The organism is Burkholderia pyrrocinia, from assembly GCF_018417535.1.
Classification (GTDB): Bacteria; Pseudomonadota; Gammaproteobacteria; order Burkholderiales; family Burkholderiaceae; genus Burkholderia; species Burkholderia pyrrocinia_E.
In genome coordinates, this window is record NZ_CP070977.1 from 1,025,043 (window position 1) to 1,044,715 (window position 19,673).

23 protein-coding genes are annotated in these 19,673 nt (G+C 68.1%); 13 read left to right on the top strand and 10 right to left on the bottom strand.

Features of this window, described 5'->3' with window-relative positions:
* Positions 1-5: 5 nt before the first annotated feature.
* The 8 genes from JYG32_RS04850 to JYG32_RS04885 all read left to right on the top strand — a co-directional run bounded on the left by JYG32_RS04850 (position 6) and on the right by JYG32_RS04885 (position 8,043).
* Positions 6-899, top strand: coding sequence for a LysR family transcriptional regulator (locus tag JYG32_RS04850; RefSeq protein ID WP_174381812.1), 894 nt, complete (start codon positions 6-8; stop codon positions 897-899).
* Positions 900-1,060: 161 nt separating this feature from the next.
* A complete protein-coding gene (locus JYG32_RS04855) occupies positions 1,061-1,825 on the top strand; it encodes a sugar phosphate isomerase/epimerase family protein (RefSeq protein WP_174381811.1) in 765 nt (254 codons plus the stop codon).
* A gap of 28 nt (positions 1,826-1,853) precedes the next feature.
* Positions 1,854-2,846, top strand: a complete 993-nt coding sequence (locus JYG32_RS04860) for a sugar kinase (RefSeq protein WP_174381810.1) — start codon at positions 1,854-1,856, stop codon at positions 2,844-2,846.
* 158 nt (positions 2,847-3,004) lie between these two features.
* The gene (locus JYG32_RS04865; RefSeq protein ID WP_174381809.1) at positions 3,005-4,285 is read left to right on the top strand and encodes an MFS transporter; all 1,281 of its coding nucleotides are present in this window, start codon (positions 3,005-3,007) and stop codon (positions 4,283-4,285) included.
* A 5-nt stretch (positions 4,286-4,290) separates the two neighbouring features.
* Positions 4,291-5,268 carry an NAD(P)-dependent oxidoreductase gene (locus tag JYG32_RS04870; protein ID WP_213264835.1) on the top strand — a complete coding sequence of 326 codons (978 nt, stop codon included), beginning with the start codon at positions 4,291-4,293 and terminating at the stop codon, positions 5,266-5,268.
* A gap of 513 nt (positions 5,269-5,781) precedes the next feature.
* A complete protein-coding gene (locus JYG32_RS04875) occupies positions 5,782-6,825 on the top strand; it encodes a LacI family DNA-binding transcriptional regulator (RefSeq protein WP_213264836.1) in 1,044 nt (347 codons plus the stop codon).
* Positions 6,826-6,878: 53 nt separating this feature from the next.
* Entirely contained in the window at positions 6,879-7,667 is a 789-nt protein-coding gene (locus JYG32_RS04880; RefSeq protein ID WP_213264837.1) for a YhfC family intramembrane metalloprotease, read from the top strand.
* Between the two features lie 13 nt (positions 7,668-7,680).
* Positions 7,681-8,043 (top strand): DUF3022 domain-containing protein, encoded by a 363-nt coding sequence (locus JYG32_RS04885; RefSeq protein WP_174380238.1) that lies wholly within the window; start codon positions 7,681-7,683, stop codon positions 8,041-8,043.
* A 33-nt stretch (positions 8,044-8,076) separates the two neighbouring features.
* Here JYG32_RS04885 and JYG32_RS04890 read toward each other — a convergent pair whose 3' ends face one another.
* Positions 8,077-8,508, bottom strand: a complete 432-nt coding sequence (locus tag JYG32_RS04890) for a PGDYG domain-containing protein (protein WP_174380239.1) — start codon at positions 8,506-8,508, stop codon at positions 8,077-8,079.
* A 135-nt stretch (positions 8,509-8,643) separates the two neighbouring features.
* Positions 8,644-9,195: a Spy/CpxP family protein refolding chaperone gene (locus tag JYG32_RS04895; RefSeq protein ID WP_174380240.1), complete on the bottom strand. Its 552-nt coding sequence runs from the start codon at positions 9,193-9,195 to the stop codon at positions 8,644-8,646.
* A 375-nt stretch (positions 9,196-9,570) separates the two neighbouring features.
* Here JYG32_RS04895 and JYG32_RS04900 point away from each other — a divergent pair, with 375 nt between their 5' ends.
* A complete protein-coding gene (locus JYG32_RS04900) occupies positions 9,571-10,035 on the top strand; it encodes an Lrp/AsnC family transcriptional regulator (RefSeq protein ID WP_047900755.1) in 465 nt (154 codons plus the stop codon).
* Positions 10,036-10,038: 3 nt separating this feature from the next.
* On the opposite strand, the gene JYG32_RS04905 is transcribed toward JYG32_RS04900, so the two are convergent.
* The 4 genes from JYG32_RS04905 to JYG32_RS04920 form a co-directional block, all read right to left on the bottom strand.
* A complete protein-coding gene (locus JYG32_RS04905; RefSeq protein ID WP_213264838.1) occupies positions 10,039-11,463 on the bottom strand; it encodes a sensor histidine kinase in 1,425 nt (474 codons plus the stop codon).
* A complete protein-coding gene (locus tag JYG32_RS04910; RefSeq protein ID WP_213264839.1) occupies positions 11,439-12,104 on the bottom strand; it encodes a response regulator transcription factor in 666 nt (221 codons plus the stop codon). The genes JYG32_RS04905 and JYG32_RS04910 overlap by 25 nt, the downstream gene beginning before the upstream one ends.
* Positions 12,105-12,186: 82 nt before the next feature.
* Positions 12,187-12,615, bottom strand: a complete 429-nt coding sequence (locus JYG32_RS04915) for a hypothetical protein (protein ID WP_213264840.1) — start codon at positions 12,613-12,615, stop codon at positions 12,187-12,189.
* A gap of 38 nt (positions 12,616-12,653) precedes the next feature.
* Complete coding sequence (locus JYG32_RS04920; RefSeq protein WP_213264841.1) at positions 12,654-13,436, bottom strand: COG4705 family protein; 783 nt, start codon at positions 13,434-13,436, stop codon at positions 12,654-12,656.
* Between the two features lie 249 nt (positions 13,437-13,685).
* Between JYG32_RS04920 and JYG32_RS04925 the strand changes: the two genes are divergently transcribed.
* Entirely contained in the window at positions 13,686-14,786 is a 1,101-nt protein-coding gene (locus tag JYG32_RS04925; protein ID WP_034181371.1) for a saccharopine dehydrogenase family protein, read from the top strand.
* Positions 14,787-14,882: 96 nt separating this feature from the next.
* Here the strand turns inward: JYG32_RS04925 and JYG32_RS04930 are convergent, their stop codons facing one another.
* Complete coding sequence (locus tag JYG32_RS04930) at positions 14,883-15,500, bottom strand: AAA family ATPase (RefSeq protein WP_213264842.1); 618 nt, start codon at positions 15,498-15,500, stop codon at positions 14,883-14,885.
* Entirely contained in the window at positions 15,497-15,643 is a 147-nt protein-coding gene (gene cydX, locus JYG32_RS04935; protein WP_213264843.1) for a cytochrome bd-I oxidase subunit CydX, read from the bottom strand. The genes JYG32_RS04930 and cydX overlap by 4 nt, the downstream gene beginning before the upstream one ends.
* Before the next feature lie 179 nt (positions 15,644-15,822).
* Here cydX and corA point away from each other — a divergent pair, with 179 nt between their 5' ends.
* Positions 15,823-16,800: a magnesium/cobalt transporter CorA gene (gene corA / locus JYG32_RS04940; RefSeq protein ID WP_213264844.1), complete on the top strand. Its 978-nt coding sequence runs from the start codon at positions 15,823-15,825 to the stop codon at positions 16,798-16,800.
* A gap of 13 nt (positions 16,801-16,813) precedes the next feature.
* Here corA and JYG32_RS04945 read toward each other — a convergent pair whose 3' ends face one another.
* Positions 16,814-17,101, bottom strand: a complete 288-nt coding sequence (locus tag JYG32_RS04945; protein WP_174380248.1) for a YciI-like protein — start codon at positions 17,099-17,101, stop codon at positions 16,814-16,816.
* Between the two features lie 317 nt (positions 17,102-17,418).
* Positions 17,419-17,907, bottom strand: coding sequence for an adenosine-specific kinase (locus JYG32_RS04950; RefSeq protein ID WP_174380249.1), 489 nt, complete (start codon positions 17,905-17,907; stop codon positions 17,419-17,421).
* A gap of 142 nt (positions 17,908-18,049) precedes the next feature.
* Between JYG32_RS04950 and JYG32_RS04955 the strand changes: the two genes are divergently transcribed.
* Both JYG32_RS04955 and JYG32_RS04960 read left to right on the top strand, forming a co-directional pair.
* Entirely contained in the window at positions 18,050-19,036 is a 987-nt protein-coding gene (locus JYG32_RS04955; protein WP_174380301.1) for a cysteine synthase A, read from the top strand.
* 93 nt (positions 19,037-19,129) lie between these two features.
* Positions 19,130-19,615, top strand: a complete 486-nt coding sequence (locus tag JYG32_RS04960; RefSeq protein WP_174380250.1) for an aminoacyl-tRNA deacylase — start codon at positions 19,130-19,132, stop codon at positions 19,613-19,615.
* Positions 19,616-19,673 lie beyond the last annotated feature (58 nt).

Sequence of the window (19,673 nt, forward strand, 5' to 3'; positions counted from 1 at the left end):
TCCCCATGACCCCGGATCAACTGATAACGTTCGCGGCCGTCGCCGAACACCTGAACATCAGCCACGCCGCCGTGGCGCTGCACCTGTCGCAGCCGGCCGTGTCGGGCCAGTTGCGGCTGCTGCAGGACGAATTCGGCGAGCCGCTGTACCAGCGCGACGGCCGCGGCATCCGCCTGACGCCGGTCGGCGAACAGCTCGCGCAATACGCGAAGGCGCAGCGCGACACGTTCGCGCAGGCGCGCGCGTTTCGCGACGCGGTGCGCGGCCTCGAGGCCGGCACGCTGAGGATCGGCGCGAGCACGACGCCGGCGAGCTACCTGCTGCCGTACCTGATCGCGGCGTTCCAGCCGCGTGCGCCGCGCGTGACGATCCATACGATGAGCGGCAATACGGCCGACGTGGTCGCCGCGCTGCCGTCGCTCGACATCGCGATGATCGAAGGGCCGCCCGGCGAGGCGCTGCCGCCCGGCACGACCGTGCATGCGTGGCACGAGGACGAGATCGTCGCGATCGTGCCGGCCGGTCATCCGCTGGCCGCGCCCGGCTACGATGCGGGCGTGACGCTCGATGCGCTTGCCCCGCACCCGCTCGTGCTGCGCGAGGAAGGCTCCGGCGTGCGGCAGCTGGTCGAGCGCGCGTTCGCGCACGGCGGCGCGCCGATGCGCGTCGCGCTCGAGATCGCGGGCGTCGAGGCCGTGAAGGAGGCCGTGCGTGCCGGGATGGGCGTCGGGTTCGTGTCCGCGATGTCGCTGCGTCACCAGGATGTGGCGCTCGTACTGCGCTCGCTCGCGCCCGCGCCGCTCACGCGTCATTTCTCCATCCTCGTGCCGCACGGCGGCGCGCCATCGCGGGTCGCCGCGCAATTCCTCGAAATGAGTCTCGCGCAGGACCTCGCCTAAGCGGCCGGAGCCGGGCCGGGAACACGCGATGCGCGCCGTCGGGCGCGCGGTTGCGTAGTGCACGGGCCTTAGGGATTTCCTCTATGGCGTGCGTCTGAAGCGAAGCGCACCATCCGTCTCAAGCAAATGGAACCGGTTCCATTCCGGTAAAAAAGGGCAAAATGGCAGACATCGTGATCGTGGCGAGCGCATTCGGGATGGACCGCGTGCGTCAGGAGGGCCACAGCGCATTCGTCGCGACCGCGGCGGCAGCCGGTGCGACCGGTTTCGAGGTGCGGCGCGAGCTGTTCGCGTCGGACGACGACGCGGCACCTGGCGCGCTGGCCGTGCTCGGCGCGCAACTGGCCGGGCACGGGCTGTGGTCGGTCTATTCGACGCCGGCCTCGCTGTACACGGAAACGGGCGCGCTCGACGCCGACGCATTGCGCGACGCGCTCGCGGAAGCCGACGCGCTCGGCGCGCGCTTCGTGAAATTCCAGCTCGGGGGCTTCGCCGGCGAGGCCCATGCGGCCGACATCGTCGCGCTGTCGCGCGGCGCGCGTGCGCGCGTGGTGGTCGAGAACGGCCAGCTTTCGGTCGGCGGCGCGCTCGCGCAGTTTCGCGGGCTGTTCCAGGCGCTGGGCGAGGCGGGCATGCCCGACGCGCTCGGGATGACGTTCGACATCGGCAACTGGCAGTGGCCGGGCGAAGCGCCGCTCGACTGCGCGCAGGTGCTCGCGCCGCATGTGGAATACATTCATTGCAAGGCCGTCGAGGGCGAGGGCGCGCGCCGTTTCGCGGCGGCGCCGGTGCCGAACGACCCGCTCGTGACCGGTGTGCTCGCGGCGCTGCCGCAGCATGCGCCGCGCGGCATCGAGTTTCCGTTCGACGCGGCCGACCTGGCCGGCGATGCATGCCGGCGCGTCGCGTGGCTCGCGACCGCGTGACGGCAAACGGATCCCGAGGAGTCCACTCATGAAAGCAGCACTCGATGTCGTGACCTACGGCGAAGCGATGGCGATGTTCGTCGCGACCGAGCCCGGTCATCTCGCGCATGCGGCGCAATTCACGAAGCGGATCGCGGGCGCCGACCTGAACGTCGCGATCGGCCTGTCGCGGCTCGGCTTCCGGGTCGGCTGGATGAGCCGCGTCGGCCGCGATTCGTTCGGCGGCTACGTGCTCGACACGCTGGCGCGCGAAGGCATCGACGCGTCGTGCGTGACCGTCGATCCGCGTTACCCGACCGGTTTCCAGTTGAAGTCGCGCAACGACGACGGCAGCGACCCGACCGTCGAATATTTCCGCAAGGGCTCGGCCGCGAGCCACCTGTCGTGCGACGACTACGTGGCCGACTACGTGCTCGGCGCGCGCCACCTGCACCTGACGGGTGTCGCGCCGGCGATCTCCGCGACGTCGTGCGAACTCGCGTTCCAGCTCGCGCGCGAGATGCGCGCGGCCGGCAAGACGATCTCGTTCGACCCGAACCTGCGCCCGACGCTGTGGCCGTCCGCGGACGCGATGGCGAAGACGCTGAACGCGTTGGCCACGCTCGCCGACTGGGTGCTGCCGGGCGTCGCCGAGGGGCGGCAGCTCACCGGGCACGATACGCCGGCCGACATCGCGGGCTTTTATCTCGCGCAGGGCGCGCGCGGCGTCGTGATCAAGCTCGGCGAGCAAGGCGCGTACTTCCGGATGGCCGACGGCCGCGAAGGCACGGTCGCGGGCGAGCGCGTCGAGCGCGTCGTCGACACGGTCGGCGCCGGCGACGGCTTCGCGGTCGGCGTGGTCAGCGCGCTGCTGGAAGGCCGGAGCGTCGAGCAGGCCGTCGCGCGCGGCAACCGGATCGGCGCGCTCGCGATCCAGGTGATCGGCGATTCGGAAGGCCTGCCGACGCGCGACGCACTTGATCGGATCGAAAATGTCAGCAATCGCGCCGATCGCTTAGAGGAAACCGTCACCGCGCAATGAGAGGCCGGACACGGCACAATCCGCGGATCCATTTCGTGCATCAAGCACCGCTTTGCGTGCGACCGGACGGCAAAGCAGGCGACCGGAGCGGTGCTGAAGCGCCGGTTCCGGCCGCGAAGCGCTGAAGCGTCAGCCCGGTCAACAAAGGAGACATTCTGATGGCAACCAATCTCGCAGCCCGACGCTGGTGGACGATCATGCCGATCGTCTTCATCACCTACAGCCTCGCCTACCTCGACCGCGCGAACTACGGGTTCGCGGCGGCGGCCGGCATCAACCAGGATCTCGGGATCAGCAAGGGCCTGTCGTCGCTGATCGGCGCGCTGTTCTTCCTCGGCTACTTCTTCTTCCAGATTCCCGGCGCGATCTATGCGGAACGCCGCAGCGTGAAGAAGCTGGTGTTCGTCAGCCTGATCCTGTGGGGCGGCTGCGCGGCGCTCACGGGCGTGGTCAGCAACATCCCGTCGCTGATGGCGATCCGCTTCGTGCTCGGCGTCGTCGAGGCGGCCGTGATGCCGGCGATGCTGATCTACATCAGCAACTGGTTCACGAAGAACGAGCGCTCGCGCGCGAACACGTTCCTGATCCTCGGCAACCCGGTCACCGTGCTGTGGATGTCGATCCTGTCGGGCTATCTCGTGCACGAATTCGGCTGGCGCCACATGTTCATCGCCGAAGGCGTGCCGGCCGTCCTCTGGGCCGTGTGCTGGTGGTTCCTCGTGCAGGACAAGCCGGCCGATTCGCCGTGGCTCGACGCGCAGGAAAAACGCGACCTCGACGCCGCGCTCGCGGCCGAGCAGGCGGCGATCAAGCCGGTGCGCAACTATGGCGAGGCGTTCCGCTCGCCGGCCGTGATCAAGCTGTGCGCGCAGTATTTCTGCTGGAGCATCGGCGTGTACGGCTTCGTGCTGTGGCTGCCGTCGATCGTCAAGAACGGCTCCGATCTCGGGATGGTCGCGACCGGCTGGCTGTCCGCGCTGCCGTATCTCGCGGCGACGATCGCGATGCTCGCCGCATCGTGGGCGTCCGACAAGGTCGGCTCGCGGCGCGGCTTCGTATGGCCGTTCCTGCTGATCGGCGCGGCCGCGTTCGCCGCGTCGTACGCGCTCGGTTCGTCGCATTTCTGGATCTCGTATGCGCTGCTGGTCGTCGCGGGCGCCGCGATGTATGCACCGTACGGCCCGTTCTTCGCGATCGTGCCGGAACTGCTGCCGAAGAACGTCGCCGGCGGCGCGATGGCGCTGATCAACAGCATGGGCGCGCTCGGGTCGTTCGTCGGCTCGTACTTCGTCGGCTACCTGAACGGCGCGACCGGCTCGCCCGTCGCGTCGTACGCATTCATGAGCGCCGCGCTCGTCGCCGCGGTGATCCTCACGCTGTCCGTCAAACCCCAGGCGCGCGATGCGCATGCGCTCGCCGCGCCGCTGCAAGGAAAATGAAACTGATGAAGCCTCGTATCGTCGCGTACAAGCCGCTGCCCGATGACGTTCTCGCGTACCTGCGCGAGCATGCGGACGTCGTGCAGGCCGACGGCGCCGACGCACTCGCCGACGCACTCGCCGATGCGCTCGGCGATGCGGATGGCGCGATCGGCGCGAGCCTGAAGGTCACGCCGCAGATGCTCGACCGCGCGCCGCGGCTGAAGGCCTGGTCGACGATCTCGGTCGGCTACGACAACTTCGACGTCGCGGATCTCACGCGGCGCGGCATCGTGCTCGCGCATACGCCGGACGTGCTGACCGAGTCGACCGCCGATACGGTGTTTGCGCTGATCCTGGCGTCCGCGCGGCGCGTGGTCGAGCTGGCCGAGTGGGTGAAGGCCGGCCACTGGCATCGCAGCATCGGCCCCGACCTGTATGGCACCGACGTGCAGGGCAAGACGCTCGGCATCGTCGGGCTCGGGCGGATCGGCGGCGCGGTCGCGCGCCGCGCGGCGCTCGGCTTCCGGATGCAGGTGCTGTACGCGAACCGGTCCGCGCATGCCGAAGCCGAGACGCAGTACGGCGCGCGGCGCGTGACGCTCGACGAACTGCTCGCGCAGTCGGATTTCGTGTGCGTGCAGGTGCCGCTGTCGCCGGAAACGCACCACCTGATCGGCGCGGCCGAATTCGCGAAGATGAAGCGCGGCGCGATCCTGATCAACGCGTCGCGCGGGCCCGTCGTCGACGAGGCCGCGCTGGTCGACGCGCTGCGTGCGGGCACGATCCGCGGCGCGGGGCTCGACGTGTTCGAGAAGGAGCCGTTGCCGGCGGATTCGCCGCTGCTGCAGATGAAGAATGTCGTCGCGCTGCCGCATATCGGCTCCGCGACGCACGAGACGCGCCACGCGATGGCACGCTGCGCTGCGGAAAACCTGGTCGGCGCGCTGGCCGGCACGCTGCGCACGAATCTCGTCAATCCGGACGCGCTCGAGCGGGCCTGAGCCGCGCAGGGTAACGGGCCGACAGCCGGCCGGCGGGGTGTCGGTGCGGTTAGAGTCGATGGTCTTGGTGCCGGAGGGCTGGCTGCGTTATGATCGCCCGCTCGTCGCCACGACACCACGGCAACCCTGCCGGCGGCGTCCGGCGACGGGCATCCGCGCCAGGTCCGGTGCGGCCGACTGCTTTTGCATGCGACTGGGGCGGGCGCCGACGCGCCGGCGCCGATCGACCGCGAAGCATGGGACCAGCGTAAGCGCTAAAGCGCTAACGCTGATCGACCGCGAAGCATGGGACCAGCGTAAGCGCTAAAGCGCTAACGCTGATCGACCGCGAAGCATGGGACCAGCGTAAGCGCTAAAGCGCTAACGCTGGTCGACCGCGAAGCATGGGACCAGCGTAAGCGCTAAAGCGCTAACGCTGGTCGACAGAGGAGTCTGCCGGGTGGCTTTCGTATCCAACAACAAAGGTCCGTCTGCTCACGAAGCGGCGCGGATCGTACGTCGCGAGGCTCGACAGTGACCGATTCGCAACCTACCACGACGCGTCCGGCGACGATCAGCGACGTCGCGCGCGAGGCCGGCACGGGCAAGACCAGCGTTTCGCGCTTCCTGAACGGCGAGACGCATGTGCTGTCCGTCGATCTGCGCCAGCGGATCGAAGCGGCGATCGCGCGGCTCAACTACCGGCCGAACCAGATGGCGCGCGGGCTCAAGCGCGGCCGCAACCGGCTGCTCGGGATGCTCGCGGCCGACCTGACCAATCCTTACACCGTCGAAGTGCTGCAGGGCGTCGAGGCCGCGTGCCATGCGCTCGGCTACATGCCGCTCATCTGTCATGCGGCGAACGAGGTCGAGATGGAGCGCCGCTTCCTGCAGCTGCTCACGACCTACCGTGTCGAAGGGCTGATCGTCAACGCGCTCGGCGCCGAAGAGGATGTGCTGCGCCCGTTGCGCGGCGCCGGCATCCCGGCCGTGCTCGTCGACCGGACCGTCGAGGGCTTCGAGGCCGACCTGATCGGCCTCGACAACGCCGATGCGATCGAGACGGCGCTCGCGCACCTGGTCGAACACGGCTTCGACGCGATCCATTTCGTCGTGCAGCCGTTCGAGCGCGTCAGCTCGCGGCGCGTGCGCGAGGCCGCGTTCCGCGCGGCGCTGGACGCGCGCGGGCTGCCGGTGCCGTCGACGGTCGTGCTCGATCTGAACGAGCCCGGCGCGGCCGCGGCGGCGCTCGCCGACGTCGATACACGCATCGACGACGCGGCACGGCGCGGCGTGCGTGCGGCGCTGTTCGCCGCGAACGCGCCGGTCGCGCTCGCGATCGCGCGCCACCTGCGCGCGCGTTTCGGCGCCGCGTGGCAGCAGCAGGCGGCGCTGCTGTCGATCGACGATCCGGAATGGGCCGAGCTGATCGGCATCACGACGATCCGTCAGCCGACCTACGAAATCGGCTACAAGGCCGTCGAATTCGTGCACGAGCGGATCGACGGCGCAGCAGGCGACGTGCGCGTCGCGATGCTGCCGGGCGAGCTGATTGCGCGCGCGTCGACCGCAAGCTGAGTATCATTCGGGGCACGCAGCGCGTCAGTGCGCTGCCCCGAACAAGGAAATACATGACTGTCGCTCCCGTCACGCTGGCGGTGCTGATCGCCGCCACGCTGATCATCGCGCTGCTGCCGCTCGTCCTCTTCCGCATCCTGCGCAAGCCGCTTGCGCTCAACCGCCGCGACACGATCGTCGGCGTCGCCGTCTTCACGCTGTTCGCGATGATCGTCGAACGCGCATTCCACGGTCTTGTGCTGAGCCAGACGCCGCCGGATGGCTGGCTGACGCAGCCGCTCGCGTTCGTCGCGTACAGCGCGCTCGCGACCGCCGTGTTCGAGGAAGTCGGCCGCTATCTCGGGATGCGTTTCCTGAACCGGCGCTACGGCGCGTCGGCCGGCGACGGCCGCGCGATCGGCTACGGGATCGGCCACGGCGGCGCCGAAGCGTGGTTCGTCGGCGTGCTCGTGTGGGGCCAGTGGTCGTATCTCGCGTGGCTGGCAAGCCGCGGCCAGCTCGAGACGCAACTGGCCGACCTGCCGGGCGATACCGTCGTGCGGCTGCATGTGATGCTCGCGACGCTGTCGGTACAGTCGATCCTGCTGTTGCTGCTCGAACGCTGCGCGGCATTCGTGCTGCAGCTTGCGCTGTCGGTGCTGGTATGGCGCGGCGTGCGCGCGGGCCGCGCGGGCGTGTTGCCGCTCGCGATCGTGCTGCATGCGCTCGCGGCGGCGCCGGCGCTGCTGTACCAGGTGCGCGTGCTGCCGGCCGGATGGGTCGAGGCTGCGTATTTCGTGCTGGCCGCGATCCTGGTCGTCGTGATGATCAAGACGTGCCGGCCGTCGCATACGGCAGCCTGACGGGAGAGACGGGATGGACGACTACCTGATCGAATGCCAGAGCGCGGAATTCGACGCGCTCGCGCGCGTGATCTGCGATCTCTTTCCGGAGCAGACGCGCTTCACCGAAAGCAGCGACGAGCGCGGGCGGTTCCTGTCCGTGCACTGGCTCGCGATGCGTTTCGGCGCGACGCCGAAGCGGATGACGCTCGATATCCGCGTCGTGCCGGCCGCGCTCGCGCGCTACCTGGCGCTCAGGCCGATGCAGCGCGCGCGCAGCCATGCGGTGCTGCATGCGTATACGGAAGCGATGCTCGGGTCGCTCGAGGAGCGGCACGCGGCCGGCGAGGCCGTCGAGCGCAACGCGGAACTCGAACTCGACGAAGACTTTGCGTGAGCGGGTGCGCCGGCATCATGCCGGCGCGGCGGATTACGCGTCGCGGTAGACCTGCGCGAAGCGCTGCGCCTGCACGACGCCGTAGTCGCCGGGCGCGTACTGCATTACCCAGTCGCCGGCGACGCCGCGCAGCGTGTCGCCGTTTTCGGAGCGGGCGATCGTAAATGGCTCGTCCATTCGGCGCGCGAGCACGACGGTCGGCCGATTCCGGTAGGCGCCCGGCGCGCCGTGCGCGAGTGCCGGATCGGCGGGCAGGTATTTGGCGTCGAAGCGCGCACGCGACACGACCCAGCGGTCGCCGGTCGAGCCCGTGATCAGCGCGTCGCCCGCCACATAGCGGTTCGGGCCTTCGAGGCTCATCAGTTCGCCGTCGGCGTCCGCGAATGAAACGGCGACGGTTTCGTCCTTGACGACGCGACGGGCCTGCGGGTCGGTGCGCAGATCGATGTGCTTGAGTTCGAGCATGGCGAGGAAGTGCGGGAAAAGCCGGGAGCTTATCCCGAATTCGGCGCGCCGTGTGGCGTGCGCCGATCGCCGGCAGGACGCGCGGCGCCGTTCGGCCCGGACGGGCGGCGCGGCGCGGCGCCGGCGGGGCGGGCGTCAGGGTTGCGCGGGTGCGCTCGCAGCCTGCGCGGCTGCCGCCTTGCCTTCCTTGCCCTTCGTCTTGCCCTTGCCGCGGTGCTCGCCGCCATGGTTCAGCCAGCTACGGAACGTCGTGTCGGCCAGCGCCTTCTGCTCGGCCGGGAAGCTCCCGTAGAGCGGCGCGAACGCGTCGGCGAGCTTCTTCGCGCCGTCGGCGTTCGCCTGCGACAGTTCCGCATACTGCTTCATGTCGTCGAGCGCGGAGACGTCGTGCTTGGCCATCCGGTCGCGATAGAGGCGGCCCATCGTTTCGCCGTTGTCGCGCATCGTGTCGGCGAAGGTCTTCCATTGCGGTTCCTGCGCGGACGTGATCTTCAACTGGTCGTGCAGGTACTTGATGCGCTGCTCGACGCGCGCTTCGTGGCGTGCCGCGCGCTGCTCGGCGCTCGGGGCCGACGCCGCGGCCGCGGCCGTCGTGGCCGGAGCGGGCGCTTGCGGCTGCGCCGGGGTTTGCGCGAACGCACTGGCTGCAACGACGAGCGTAGCGAGGGTGAGCGAGATTTTCTTCATGGTTGGCTCTCCGGGGTGGTGTCTTGCGAGCGGGCGCGGCGGCAACTGCCGCAAGCGCGTATCTCGCGTCGCATGCTATTAGTAGCACGTTGCATGCGGCGCGGCAGTGAATGCGACACTTGCTTACATCCGAAACGAATCGAAATTGAAAGGGACACAGCGGGTCGGCACGGGGCCCGCGAGGGTCCGGCGCGTACCGGCGACGGGCGCGGCAAACCCGATCCGGATGCGGCCGTTGCGCACGGACAAGGCTGCGTGACCGCATGGCAGTGCGCGATGCCTCGGTCGTGCGACGCCGTTTGGGCGCACCGGCGTTCGGCGCTATCATCGCGTCACCTTCCACTTAGCCGGCGCGTCGTACGCCGGCCCAGCCTCATGCGTCCACCCCGTCTCGACCAACTCGACGATCTCGACCGGCAACTCGTCGCGCTGCTGCAAGCCGATGCGCGCGCAAGCGTCGCGGATCTCGCGCGCCAGCTCGACGTCGCGCGCACGACGGTCGTCGCACGCATCGCGCGGCTCGAACGCACCAACGTGATCGCCGGCTACAGCGTCCGGCTCGGGCAGGACGTGCTCGACGCGAGCATTTACGCGTATGTCGGCATCATCCTCACGCCGAAGTTCGGCAAGGACGTGTTGCGCAAGCTCGACCGGATGCCCGAAGTGCAGTTGCTGTGCGCGGTGAGCGGCGAGTACGACTACGTCGCGTGGCTGCGCGCCGATTCGCCCGAACGGCTCAACGACCTGCTCGACCAGATCGGTACGCTCGAAGGCGTCGAACGCACGACGACGTCGATCATCCTGTCGCGCAAGATCGATCGCGGGACGGTCGGCGGCTGACGCTCACGTCCGGGGCACGTCGCGCCGCGCGTCTTGCGCCGGCGCATCGGCGTGGCTGTCGGGTTGCGCCGCGCCGGGTGGCCGTACGAGCGGAATCCGCACCGAGACACGCAGCCCGCGCGATTCCCGTTCGTCCGCATAGGCAAGCGCGATGTCGGCGCCCATCCGGTCCGCGAGGATCTTCACGATCGACAGGCCGAGCCCGGAGCCGATCTGCGCGTTGCCGGGCACCCGGTAGAAAGGATCGAACACGCGCTCGCGTTCTTGCGGTGCGATACCAGGCCCGGTGTCGGCGATCGTCACGCACGCGTGCGTGTCGGTCTGTTGCGTCGACAGATCCACGCGTCCGCCGGACGGCGTGTAGCGGATCGCGTTGTCGACCAGATTCATGACCAGCGACGTGAGTTCGAGCTCGTCGACGGGCACGCGGGTGTCCGGGCCGTCGTCGACGCCGATATCGATCGTCTTGGCGTCGGCGAGCGGCATCAGGTCTTCCAGCACGCGGCGATAGGTCGCATGGACCGACACGGCGCCGGGCGGCGCGGCCGGCGCGCTTTGCGCACGCGCGAGCGCGAGGAGCTGCCCGATCAGGTGGCGGCTGCGGTCGAGCCCGCCGCGCAGCGCGGCAAGCCGCGCGCGCGCATCGTCCGGCAGGTCGGTGTCGGCAAGGCGCTCGGCCTGCAGCGACATCGCCGTGAGCGGCGAACGCAGTTCGTGCGCGGCGTCGGCGACGAAGCGGCGCTGCGCGTCGACCGATTGCGCGACACGTTCGAGCATCCGGTTGATCGCGACGACGAACGGCCGCACCTCGACCGGTACGTGTTCGGCCGGCACCGGGCGCAGGTCGTGTTCGTCGCGCGCGTCGATGCCGGCGGACAGCGCGGCCACCGGGCGGAACAGCTTGCGCACGAGATCGGCGACGAGCAGCAGCAGGATCGGCACGAGGATCAGCAGCGGCAGCGCGGTGCGCCACGCGCTCTCGCGCGCGACGTCGTCGCGCATGCCGGTTTCCTGCGCGACCGCGATGCGCTCCCCGTTCGCGAGCGTATGGACCATCACGCGATAGGCGTTGCCGCTGCTATCGACCGTATGCAGCCCGTCGGCGAGCGTCGGCGGCAGGGCAAGCCGCGGCGTGCCGTCGGCGGCCGGCTGCGGCGCGCCGCCGAGCGGCTGCACGATTACGCGCGACAGCTCGTCGCTTTCGCTCGCGTGCCCGGCACCGCCGGCACGGGGCGCCGGCGCGCGCGCGCGGTCGAGCAGCGTCGCGACCTCGCGCAGCACGTCGTCCTGCAATTCGTGCGCCTCGTCGAACGCCGACGAAAACGCAAACGCGGCCGCGGCAATCGCGACGACCAGGATCGCGGCCGACAGCGCGACCGACAGGCGGAATCCGATCGACTCGCTCAGGCGCTTCTTGAAACCATCCATCCCGCACCCCTGACGTTCTTGATCACGGTGCTGCCGAGCTTGCGGCGCAGCGAATGGATCAGGAATTCGACCGCGTTGCTTTCGACTTCCTCCCCCCAGCCGTACAGGCGATCCTCGAGCTCGCGGCGCGACAGGATCGCGCCGGGGCGCACCAGCAACGCGCGCAGCAGCGAGAACTCGCGATTCGACAGCGGGACCGGCGCCTGCCCGTCGACGGCGGCTTCGCGCGTCGCGGGGTCGAGCGACACGATCCCGTTGCTCAGCAGCGGCGCGGCCGAGCCGGCCCGGCGCCGGATCGCGACGCGAATCCGCGCGAGCAGCTCGGCCATCTCGAACGGCTTCACGATGTAGTCGTCGGCGCCGCCGTCGAGGCCGCGCAGGCGGTCGTCGAGACCGTCGCGCGCGGTGACGATCAGCAGCGGCGCGCTGGCGTCCTTCGCGCGAATGCCGGCCAGCACGTCGAGCCCGTCGCGGCCGGGCAGGCCGAGATCGAGCAGGATCAGGTCGTAGGGCTGTGCCGCGAACGCGGTCAATGCACGCGCGCCGTCGGTGACCCAGTCGGTGGCGTACGACGCGTCCTTCAGCGCGGCATGGACTGCCTCGCCGATCATCGGGTCGTCTTCGACGAGCAGTATTCGCATGCGTGTTCTCCGTGCGGCGCAAACGCCGCCAGCGTATGCGATTCCCGGGCGCGCGTCACGTGCCGCGCGCCCGGTGCGACGCTTATTTGCCGCTGAACCGGTCGAACGCCGCGAGCAGGCTCTTCATCGCGGCGGCCGAATCGGCCTGGGTCGGATGGTCGGCGCGCAGCGCGGAGAGCGCGCGGTCGATCTCCTGGTCGACCATGTGCCAGTCGGCGGCCGCGCGCGGCTTGAGGCCGGCCTCGGCCGCATCCCACGCGATCTCGAGATCCTTGATGCGTGTCTTCGCACTGGCCAGGTCGCCCTTGCCGACGAGCGTGTCGACGTCGGCGGCGATCGTGCGGAACTGCGACAGGTCGCCGAGCTTCGATGCATGCGCCGCCGCGGCCGGCGCGGGCGCCGAGGTCGATGCGTTTGCATCCTGTTGCTTCGAGCAGCCGGCGGCGGCGCCCAGCACGGCAATCACGGCCGCGGCAACGGCGAAACGGGAAACGGAGTACGGGAAGCGCATGAGGTGTCCTCGATTGGATGAACGGAAAGGAAAGGGCGTCATTCGGCCGCGCCGGCACGCGTGTGCGGGCCGCTGCCGAACTGCGCGACCGCGACGAGCAGCACGATCACGGTCAGGAACAGCAGGCTCGTCCACGCGGCGCCGAAGCCGAGCCCGCCGTATGCGCGGGCCTGCGTGAGGAGGTCGCCGAGCGATGCGCCGAACGGCCGCGTCAGGATGTACGCGATCCAGAACGCCAGCACGGCATTGACGCCGAGCCGCCACATCGCGAACACGGCCGCGATCGCCGCGCCGAAGCACAGCGCGCCGAGCGTGAAGCCGAGCCCGAGCGCTTCGGTCGCGAGATCGCCTGCGGCGGTGCCGAGCGCGAACGTGCAGAGGATCGCGGCCCAGTAGAACAGCTCGCGCCGCGGCGTGACGATCGTGTCGATCGACAGCGTGCCTTCGATGCGATGCCACACGAAGAAGATCGCGGCGAGCGCGACGGCGAACGCGGCGGTGCTCGCATACAGGCTGACGTTCAGGCCGTCGGTGAGCAGGTCGGTGATCTGCGTGCCGACGATGCTGACCAGCACCACCGTGAGCCAGTAGATCCACGGCACGTAACGGCGTGTGCGCAGCTGCAGCCACAGCGCGATCGCGAGCAGCGACGCCATCGCGATGCGCGTGACGGTCTGGCCGAGGCCGGCGTTGACCGCGAGAAAGTCCGCGCCGGTTTCGCCGACCGTGGTCGACATGATCTTGATGATCCAGAACGACAGCGCGACGTCGGGCACCTTGTTCAGCCAGTGCGACGCGCGATTGACGGGCAGGGATTGCATGCGGTGCCTCCTTGGAAATCGGTTGGTCGGCACGCAGTCTGAAACGGGAGACTTAGGCCAGCCATAGCGCGGCCGGCGGCGGCGTAAAACGCATCGTTTCGACATATCGACGAAATATATCGTCACAACGTCGAAATTATCGGTCGTTTCGCATCATTCTTCGTCTTGGAACTGATTTTGCGCGTCCCTAAACTGTGTTCATGGCTCAACGCCGTCCACAACACCAACCCATCATCAGGAGATAAGCGCATGAAAATCGCCATCGTCGGCGCAGGTCTGATCGGCCACACCATTGCTCACATGCTGCGTGAAACGGGCGACTACGAAGTCGTCGCGTTCGACCGCGATGCGGACGCGCTCGCGAAGCTGTCGCGCGAAGGCATTGCGACGCAACGGGTCGATTCGGCCGACGCGAATGCGATTCGCGAAGCAGTGAAGGGCTTCGATGCGCTCGTCAACGCGCTGCCTTACTACCTCGCGGTCAACGTCGCCGCCGCCGCGAAGGCTGCCGGCGTCCATTACTTCGACCTGACCGAAGACGTGCGCGCGACCCACGCGATCCGCGAACTGGCCGACGGCTCCGACCGTGCGTTCATGCCGCAATGCGGGCTCGCGCCGGGCTTCATCGGCATCGCCGCGCACGAACTCGTGAACGGCTTCAGCGAAGTGCGCGACGTGAAGATGCGCGTCGGCGCGCTGCCCGAGTATCCGACCAACGCGCTGAAGTACAACCTGACGTGGAGCGTCGACGGCCTGATCAACGAATACTGCCAGCCGTGCGAAGCGATCCGCGACGGCCGCAAGCAGTGGGTGCAGCCGCTCGAAGGCCTCGAGCACTTCTCGCTCGACGGCACCGAATACGAAGCGTTCAACACGTCGGGCGGCCTCGGCACGCTGTGCGAGACGCTGTCGGGCAAGGTCGAGACGCTCGACTACAAGTCGGTGCGCTACCCGGGCCACCGCGAACTCGTCCAGTTCCTGCTCGAGGACCTGCGCCTGTCGACCGATCGCGACACGCTGAAGTCGATCATGCGCCGCGCGGTGCCGTCGACGAAGCAGGACGTCGTGCTCGTGTTCGTCACGGTGACGGGCGTGAAGGACGGCCAGCTCGTGCAGGACGTGTTCACGCGCAAGATCTTCGCGAAGGACGTGTGCGGGATGCACATGAGCGCGATCCAGATCACGACGGCCGGCGCGATGTGCGCGGTGCTGGATCTGTTCCGCGAGAAGAAGCTGCCGCAGAGCGGTTTCATCCCGCAGGAAAAGGTGTCGCTGAAGGCGTTCCTGTCGAACCGCTTCGGCAAGCTGTACGAAGGCGGCACGATGGAGCGCGTGCACGCGGTAGCCTGACCGCCCGCCAGCCTCTGGCACGAGGGGGGCCGTACGACGCCGGGAACGCAGCAGCGCTTCCGGCGTCGTTTTTTTGGGGAGCGAAAAGTGCGCCGGTCAGGCTGGCAGCGGCGGGACGATCGTCGCCGGCGGCGGGGGCGGCGCGATGCGGTACAGCAGCGCGTCGACGTCCGCGTCGGACGGCGCGGTGTTGTCGAACATCACGATGCCGTCGCATTCGTGGCCGGTCGGCACGAAGCGGCGCTGCCGGTATTCGTCCCAGTGCGTGAGCTTGTATGCATCGTTCGGGTTGCCGCGCGCGACGATCCGTGCGTGTGCGACGTCCTCCGACGTGTGGACCCAGACGACCGTCAGCGTGACGTCGGGCGCGATGCCGAGCCATGCGCGGTCGAGGATGCGCCGGTCGCGCACTTCGCGCGACAGCGGGCCGACCACGATCGCGCTGATGCCGAGCGCGAGATTTTCACGGGCGGTGTCGAGCAGGCCGTGGTATTCGGGATCGCGCAGATGCTTCAGGTAGAGCGGGCTGTCGCGGTCGTTCGGATCCTCGGTGAGCGCGCCCATCGCGGCCGAGCTGTAGCGGCCGTACAGCGTGTCCTTGTCGAGCAGGCAGAAGGCCTCGCCGGTTGCGCGCATCAGCGGCCCGATGAGCCGCTTCGCGAGCGTGGTCTTGCCAGTGCCGGCGTGACCGCAGAAGAACACCAGGTGTGTCACGAAACCTTGCTCCCCGCCCCCTGGCTCGACGTGCCGCTGCGGTTGTCGCCGCGCGAGAACACTTCCGCTTCCAGCCACATCGCGTTGATGATGCCGAAGCCGAGCGCCACGCAGATGCCGAGTATCCACGAGAAATACCACATGGGTGTGTCTCCTTGACGGTTGGGCCGCACGGCCGTGCGGCGGGCGTGCTGACGTGCCTTGGTGCGCGTGCTGCGGCGCAGGCAGTCCGATCATGACCAATATCGGCGTGCCGCGCAAGCCGGGCCGCCCTCGCAGCAAACCGGTAAACTGATGCGCAAACCGCAACATCACGGACAACATGCTGATCAACTGTGCTGCATACCAGGACGGCCGCAAGCTGGCCGACATCGATATCGACGCCATCAGCGACTACGTGTCGAAGCCCGAGTGCTTCGTGTGGGTCGCGCTGAAGGATCCGACGCCCGACGAAATCGACCTGATGGGCGAGGAGTTCGGGCTGCACGAGCTCGCGCTCGAGGATGCCCGCAAGGGGCATCAGCGGCCGAAGATCGAGGAGTACGGCGATTCGCTGTTCGCGGTGCTGCATATGGTCGAGCTCGACGATGACGACGAACTCAAGGTGGGCGAACTGAACGTGTTCGTCGGCCCGAACTATGTGCTGTCGATCCGCAACCATACCGAGCAGGATTTCCGCGACGTGCGCAAGCGCTGCGAGCGCGAGCCGCATCTGCTGCGGGAAGGCTCGGCGTTCGTGTTCTACGCGCTGATGGACCAGGTCGTCGATCGTTACTTCCCGATCCTCGAAACGCTCGGCACCGAACTCGAGGAACTTGAGGATCGCATCTTTGCGAAGGCCACGCCCGCGTCGTCGCGCGCGATCATCGAGGATCTCTATTCGCTGAAGCGCAGGCTCGTGATGCTGTACCAGCACACGGCGCCGCTGATGGAGCCGCTGGCGAAGCTCACCGGCGGGCGCATCCCGCAGGTATGCAGCGGGATGGAGCATTACTTCCGCGACGTGTACGACCATCTGCAGCGGATCGTGAAGACGATCGAAGGGCGGCGCGAGATGGTCGTGACGGCAATCCAGGTCAACCTCGGAATGATTTCGCTGGCCGAGAACGAGGTGACGAAGCGGCTCGGCTCGTTCGCCGCGCTGTTCGCGATACCGACGATGATCGCCGGCATTTACGGGATGAACTTCGCGAACATGCCCGAGTTGCACCTGAAATACGGCTTCTACGGCTGCATTGCCGTGATGGTCATTGCCGATTTCGCGCTGTGGTGGCGCTTCAAGCGAGCAGGGTGGCTGTAGCCGTTCTTCGCGCCTAGCGCGGCGCGTGCTTGCCGACCACGACGCGCCACGGACGCACGCGCCACGATTTTACGAGGCCGTTCTGCACGTACGGATCGGCGCGCGCGAACGACTCGGCCACTTCGGCCGAATCGCCTTCGAAGACGAGCACGGCCTGGTCGGCGGGGTCCGCGAACGCGCCCGCGAGCACCAGTTCGCCGCGCTCGGTGGCGGCATGCGCGAGCGCGAGGTGTTCGGCGCGGAACGGTTCGCGCTTTGACAGGTAGTCGTCGACGAGTTCGTAGATCAACTGGTAATGCATGCAGGGCTCCATGAATCGGCGAGATGCCAGCCATTGACGACCGGCAGGCGGCGCGGCGTCCGGTGGCAGACGCCGAGGTCAGTATAGGGCACGCGTGCGGCAGGCGCGGGGGCGGTTTGACGCGGACGTGCGACGCATGCGATTCGTCCTTTGGCTGACGACTGATCGACGGACGACTCAAAAATGCAACTAACGGTCCAACGTTTTCTCGCCCGCCGATTGCCCCGGTTTCTCGCGCCGACGGAATTTCCCGTGATACGTCTTCAGGGCAGGGGGGCTCATCCGGATCCGGTTCGACCGATCGACGCCGGGCGCCTCTAAGCCTTGTATCCGATCGTGCGCAGCAGATCCTTGCGCCAGCGCACGTCGTCGTCGTTCTCGATGCCGAGCGGCGGAAAGCCGTCGACGACGCCGACGATCCCGCGTCCTTGCGCGGTTTCCGCGACGATCACGTCGGTCGGGTTCGCGGTCGCGCAGTAGATCCGGCAGACCTCCGGCACGGCCTTGATCGCATTGAGCACGTTGACCGGATAGAAACCGTCGCCGAGGAACACGATGAAAGCGTGACCGGCGCCGATCGCGCTGGCGTTGCGGCACGCGAGTTCGACGAGCTCCGCATCGGTGCCGGAACGGCGCACGAGCCGCTTGCCCGATGCCTCGCAGAACGCGAGCCCGAAACGGATGCCGGGCACGGTGCCGACCAGCGTCTCGTGGATGTCCTCGACGGACTTGATGAAATGCGACTGGCCGAGAATGAAATTCACGGCCTCGGGCTTGTCGACGGCGACGGTTTGCAATTGCAGCATGGCGGACCTCGTCTGGCGATGCGGCGCGCGCGCCGCAATGGGCTCTCCAAGCTTAGTACGCGGCGGCCGGCGCCGAAAGCGGCGGGCGCGTCCTATCCTTCGTTGTGTACGGCGCGCGAGCGCGAATGCAAAGGAGGGGAACATGGACGTGCGACAAGGTTTCGTCGACTGCGTGGGTCGCACACCGCTGATCCGGCTGGCGAAGCTCAGCGCGGAAACGGGCTGCGAGATCCTGGGCAAGGCGGAATTCATGAATCCGGGCGGATCGGTGAAGGATCGCGCGGCGCTCTACATCATCCGCGACGCCGAGCAGCGCGGCGCGCTGAAGCCGGGCGGCACCGTCGTCGAGGGCACGGCGGGCAACACGGGCATCGGTCTTGCGCATATCTGCGCGGCACGCGGTTATCGCTGCGTGATCGTGATTCCCGACACGCAATCGCCGGACAAGATGGAGATCCTGCGCACGCTCGGCGCCGATGTGCGCCCGGTGCCGGCGGCGCCGTACCGCGACCCGAACAACTATCAGAAGATTGCCGGGCGGCTTGCAGACGAACTCGACAACGCGGTATGGGCCAACCAGTTCGACAACGTCGTCAACCGGCAGGCGCACTACGAGACGACCGGGCCGGAAATCTGGCGCGACACGGCGGGCACGGTCGATGCATTCGTCTGCGCGACCGGCACGGGCGGCACGCTGGCGGGCGTGAGCCGCTACCTGAAGGAGCAGAATCCGGAGGTCCGGATCGTGCTGGCCGATCCCCACGGCAGCGGGCTCTACGGTTACGTGAAAACGGGCGACCTCGGCGCCGAAGGCAACTCGATCACCGAAGGCATCGGCTCGACGCGCGTCACTGCGAATCTCGCCGGCGCGCCGATCGATGACGCCGTGCGAATCGATGATCCGTTGTGCGTGAAGATGGTCTACCGGCTGCTGCGCGAGGAGGGGCTGTACGTCGGCGGATCGAGCGGCATCAACGTCGCGGCGGCGGTCTGGCTGGCCCGCCGGATGGGCCCGGGGCACACGATCGTGACCTTGCTGTGCGATCGCGGCGACATCTATCGAGCGCGGCTTTTCAACCGCGAATGGCTGCGTGAAAAGGGGTTGGAACCGGGGTTGGAGCCCGAATGAGGAAGGGGCGATTTCCATCGGGCCGAATGCGACCTATGCTGAAAAAATCCGGAGCGAACGCCGTTCGCCCGATTCGCCCAGACGAGGTGTGCCATGTCCGTGTCAGCCACCCTGCAGGATTGCCTGCGCCAGAAGTCATCGCGGTACGAAGTCGTGTACCACCCCTATAGCCATACGAGCATGGAGACGGCCGCCGCCGCGCATATTCCCGGCGATCGCCTCGCGAAAACCGTGCTACTCGAGGACGACGAGGGCTACGTCGCCGCCGTGTTGCCGACGACGCACGCGGTGCGCTTGTCGGATCTCTGGGTGAAGACGGGCCGCCATCTCGTGCTCGCCCGGGAGGTCGAACTGCGCGAACTGTTCAAGGATTGCGACATGGGCGCGCTGCCGCCGGTCTGCATGGCGTACGGGATGAAAACGTTCCTCGAGGAACGCCTCGCGCAGCAGCCGGAAGTGTATTTCGAGGCCGGCGACCACGAAGCGCTGATCCACATGATGCAGGACGAATTCCTGATGCTGATGGAGACGGCCGAGCGCGCGCATTTCTCGCACAGGATGCAGGGCATGCAGTCCTGACCGTGCGGCGCATGCGGCGAAGCGCGGGGCCGGTGCGCACGCGTGCGCGGCGATGCGT

Excerpts from the sequence above, each read along its gene's own strand:
- JYG32_RS04850 (WP_174381812.1), top strand. The coding sequence starts at position 6 with ATGACCCCGGATCAACTGATAACGTTCGCGGCCGTCGCCGAACACCTG.
- JYG32_RS04855 (WP_174381811.1), top strand. The coding sequence starts at position 1,061 with ATGGCAGACATCGTGATCGTGGCGAGCGCATTCGGGATGGACCGCGTG.
- JYG32_RS04860 (WP_174381810.1), top strand. The coding sequence starts at position 1,854 with ATGAAAGCAGCACTCGATGTCGTGACCTACGGCGAAGCGATGGCGATG.
- JYG32_RS04865 (WP_174381809.1), top strand. The coding sequence starts at position 3,005 with ATGGCAACCAATCTCGCAGCCCGACGCTGGTGGACGATCATGCCGATC.
- JYG32_RS04870 (WP_213264835.1), top strand. The coding sequence starts at position 4,291 with ATGAAGCCTCGTATCGTCGCGTACAAGCCGCTGCCCGATGACGTTCTC.
- JYG32_RS04880 (WP_213264837.1), top strand. The coding sequence starts at position 6,879 with ATGACTGTCGCTCCCGTCACGCTGGCGGTGCTGATCGCCGCCACGCTG.
- JYG32_RS04885 (WP_174380238.1), top strand. The coding sequence starts at position 7,681 with ATGGACGACTACCTGATCGAATGCCAGAGCGCGGAATTCGACGCGCTC.
- JYG32_RS04890 (WP_174380239.1), bottom strand. The coding sequence starts at position 8,508 with ATGCTCGAACTCAAGCACATCGATCTGCGCACCGACCCGCAGGCCCGT.
- JYG32_RS04895 (WP_174380240.1), bottom strand. The coding sequence starts at position 9,195 with ATGAAGAAAATCTCGCTCACCCTCGCTACGCTCGTCGTTGCAGCCAGT.
- JYG32_RS04900 (WP_047900755.1), top strand. The coding sequence starts at position 9,571 with ATGCGTCCACCCCGTCTCGACCAACTCGACGATCTCGACCGGCAACTC.
- JYG32_RS04905 (WP_213264838.1), bottom strand. The coding sequence starts at position 11,463 with ATGGATGGTTTCAAGAAGCGCCTGAGCGAGTCGATCGGATTCCGCCTG.
- JYG32_RS04910 (WP_213264839.1), bottom strand. The coding sequence starts at position 12,104 with ATGCGAATACTGCTCGTCGAAGACGACCCGATGATCGGCGAGGCAGTC.
- JYG32_RS04915 (WP_213264840.1), bottom strand. The coding sequence starts at position 12,615 with ATGCGCTTCCCGTACTCCGTTTCCCGTTTCGCCGTTGCCGCGGCCGTG.
- JYG32_RS04920 (WP_213264841.1), bottom strand. The coding sequence starts at position 13,436 with ATGCAATCCCTGCCCGTCAATCGCGCGTCGCACTGGCTGAACAAGGTG.
- JYG32_RS04925 (WP_034181371.1), top strand. The coding sequence starts at position 13,686 with ATGAAAATCGCCATCGTCGGCGCAGGTCTGATCGGCCACACCATTGCT.
- cydX (WP_213264843.1), bottom strand. The coding sequence starts at position 15,643 with ATGTGGTATTTCTCGTGGATACTCGGCATCTGCGTGGCGCTCGGCTTC.
- corA (WP_213264844.1), top strand. The coding sequence starts at position 15,823 with ATGCTGATCAACTGTGCTGCATACCAGGACGGCCGCAAGCTGGCCGAC.
- JYG32_RS04945 (WP_174380248.1), bottom strand. The coding sequence starts at position 17,101 with ATGCATTACCAGTTGATCTACGAACTCGTCGACGACTACCTGTCAAAG.
- JYG32_RS04950 (WP_174380249.1), bottom strand. The coding sequence starts at position 17,907 with ATGCTGCAATTGCAAACCGTCGCCGTCGACAAGCCCGAGGCCGTGAAT.
- JYG32_RS04955 (WP_174380301.1), top strand. The coding sequence starts at position 18,050 with ATGGACGTGCGACAAGGTTTCGTCGACTGCGTGGGTCGCACACCGCTG.
- JYG32_RS04960 (WP_174380250.1), top strand. The coding sequence starts at position 19,130 with ATGTCCGTGTCAGCCACCCTGCAGGATTGCCTGCGCCAGAAGTCATCG.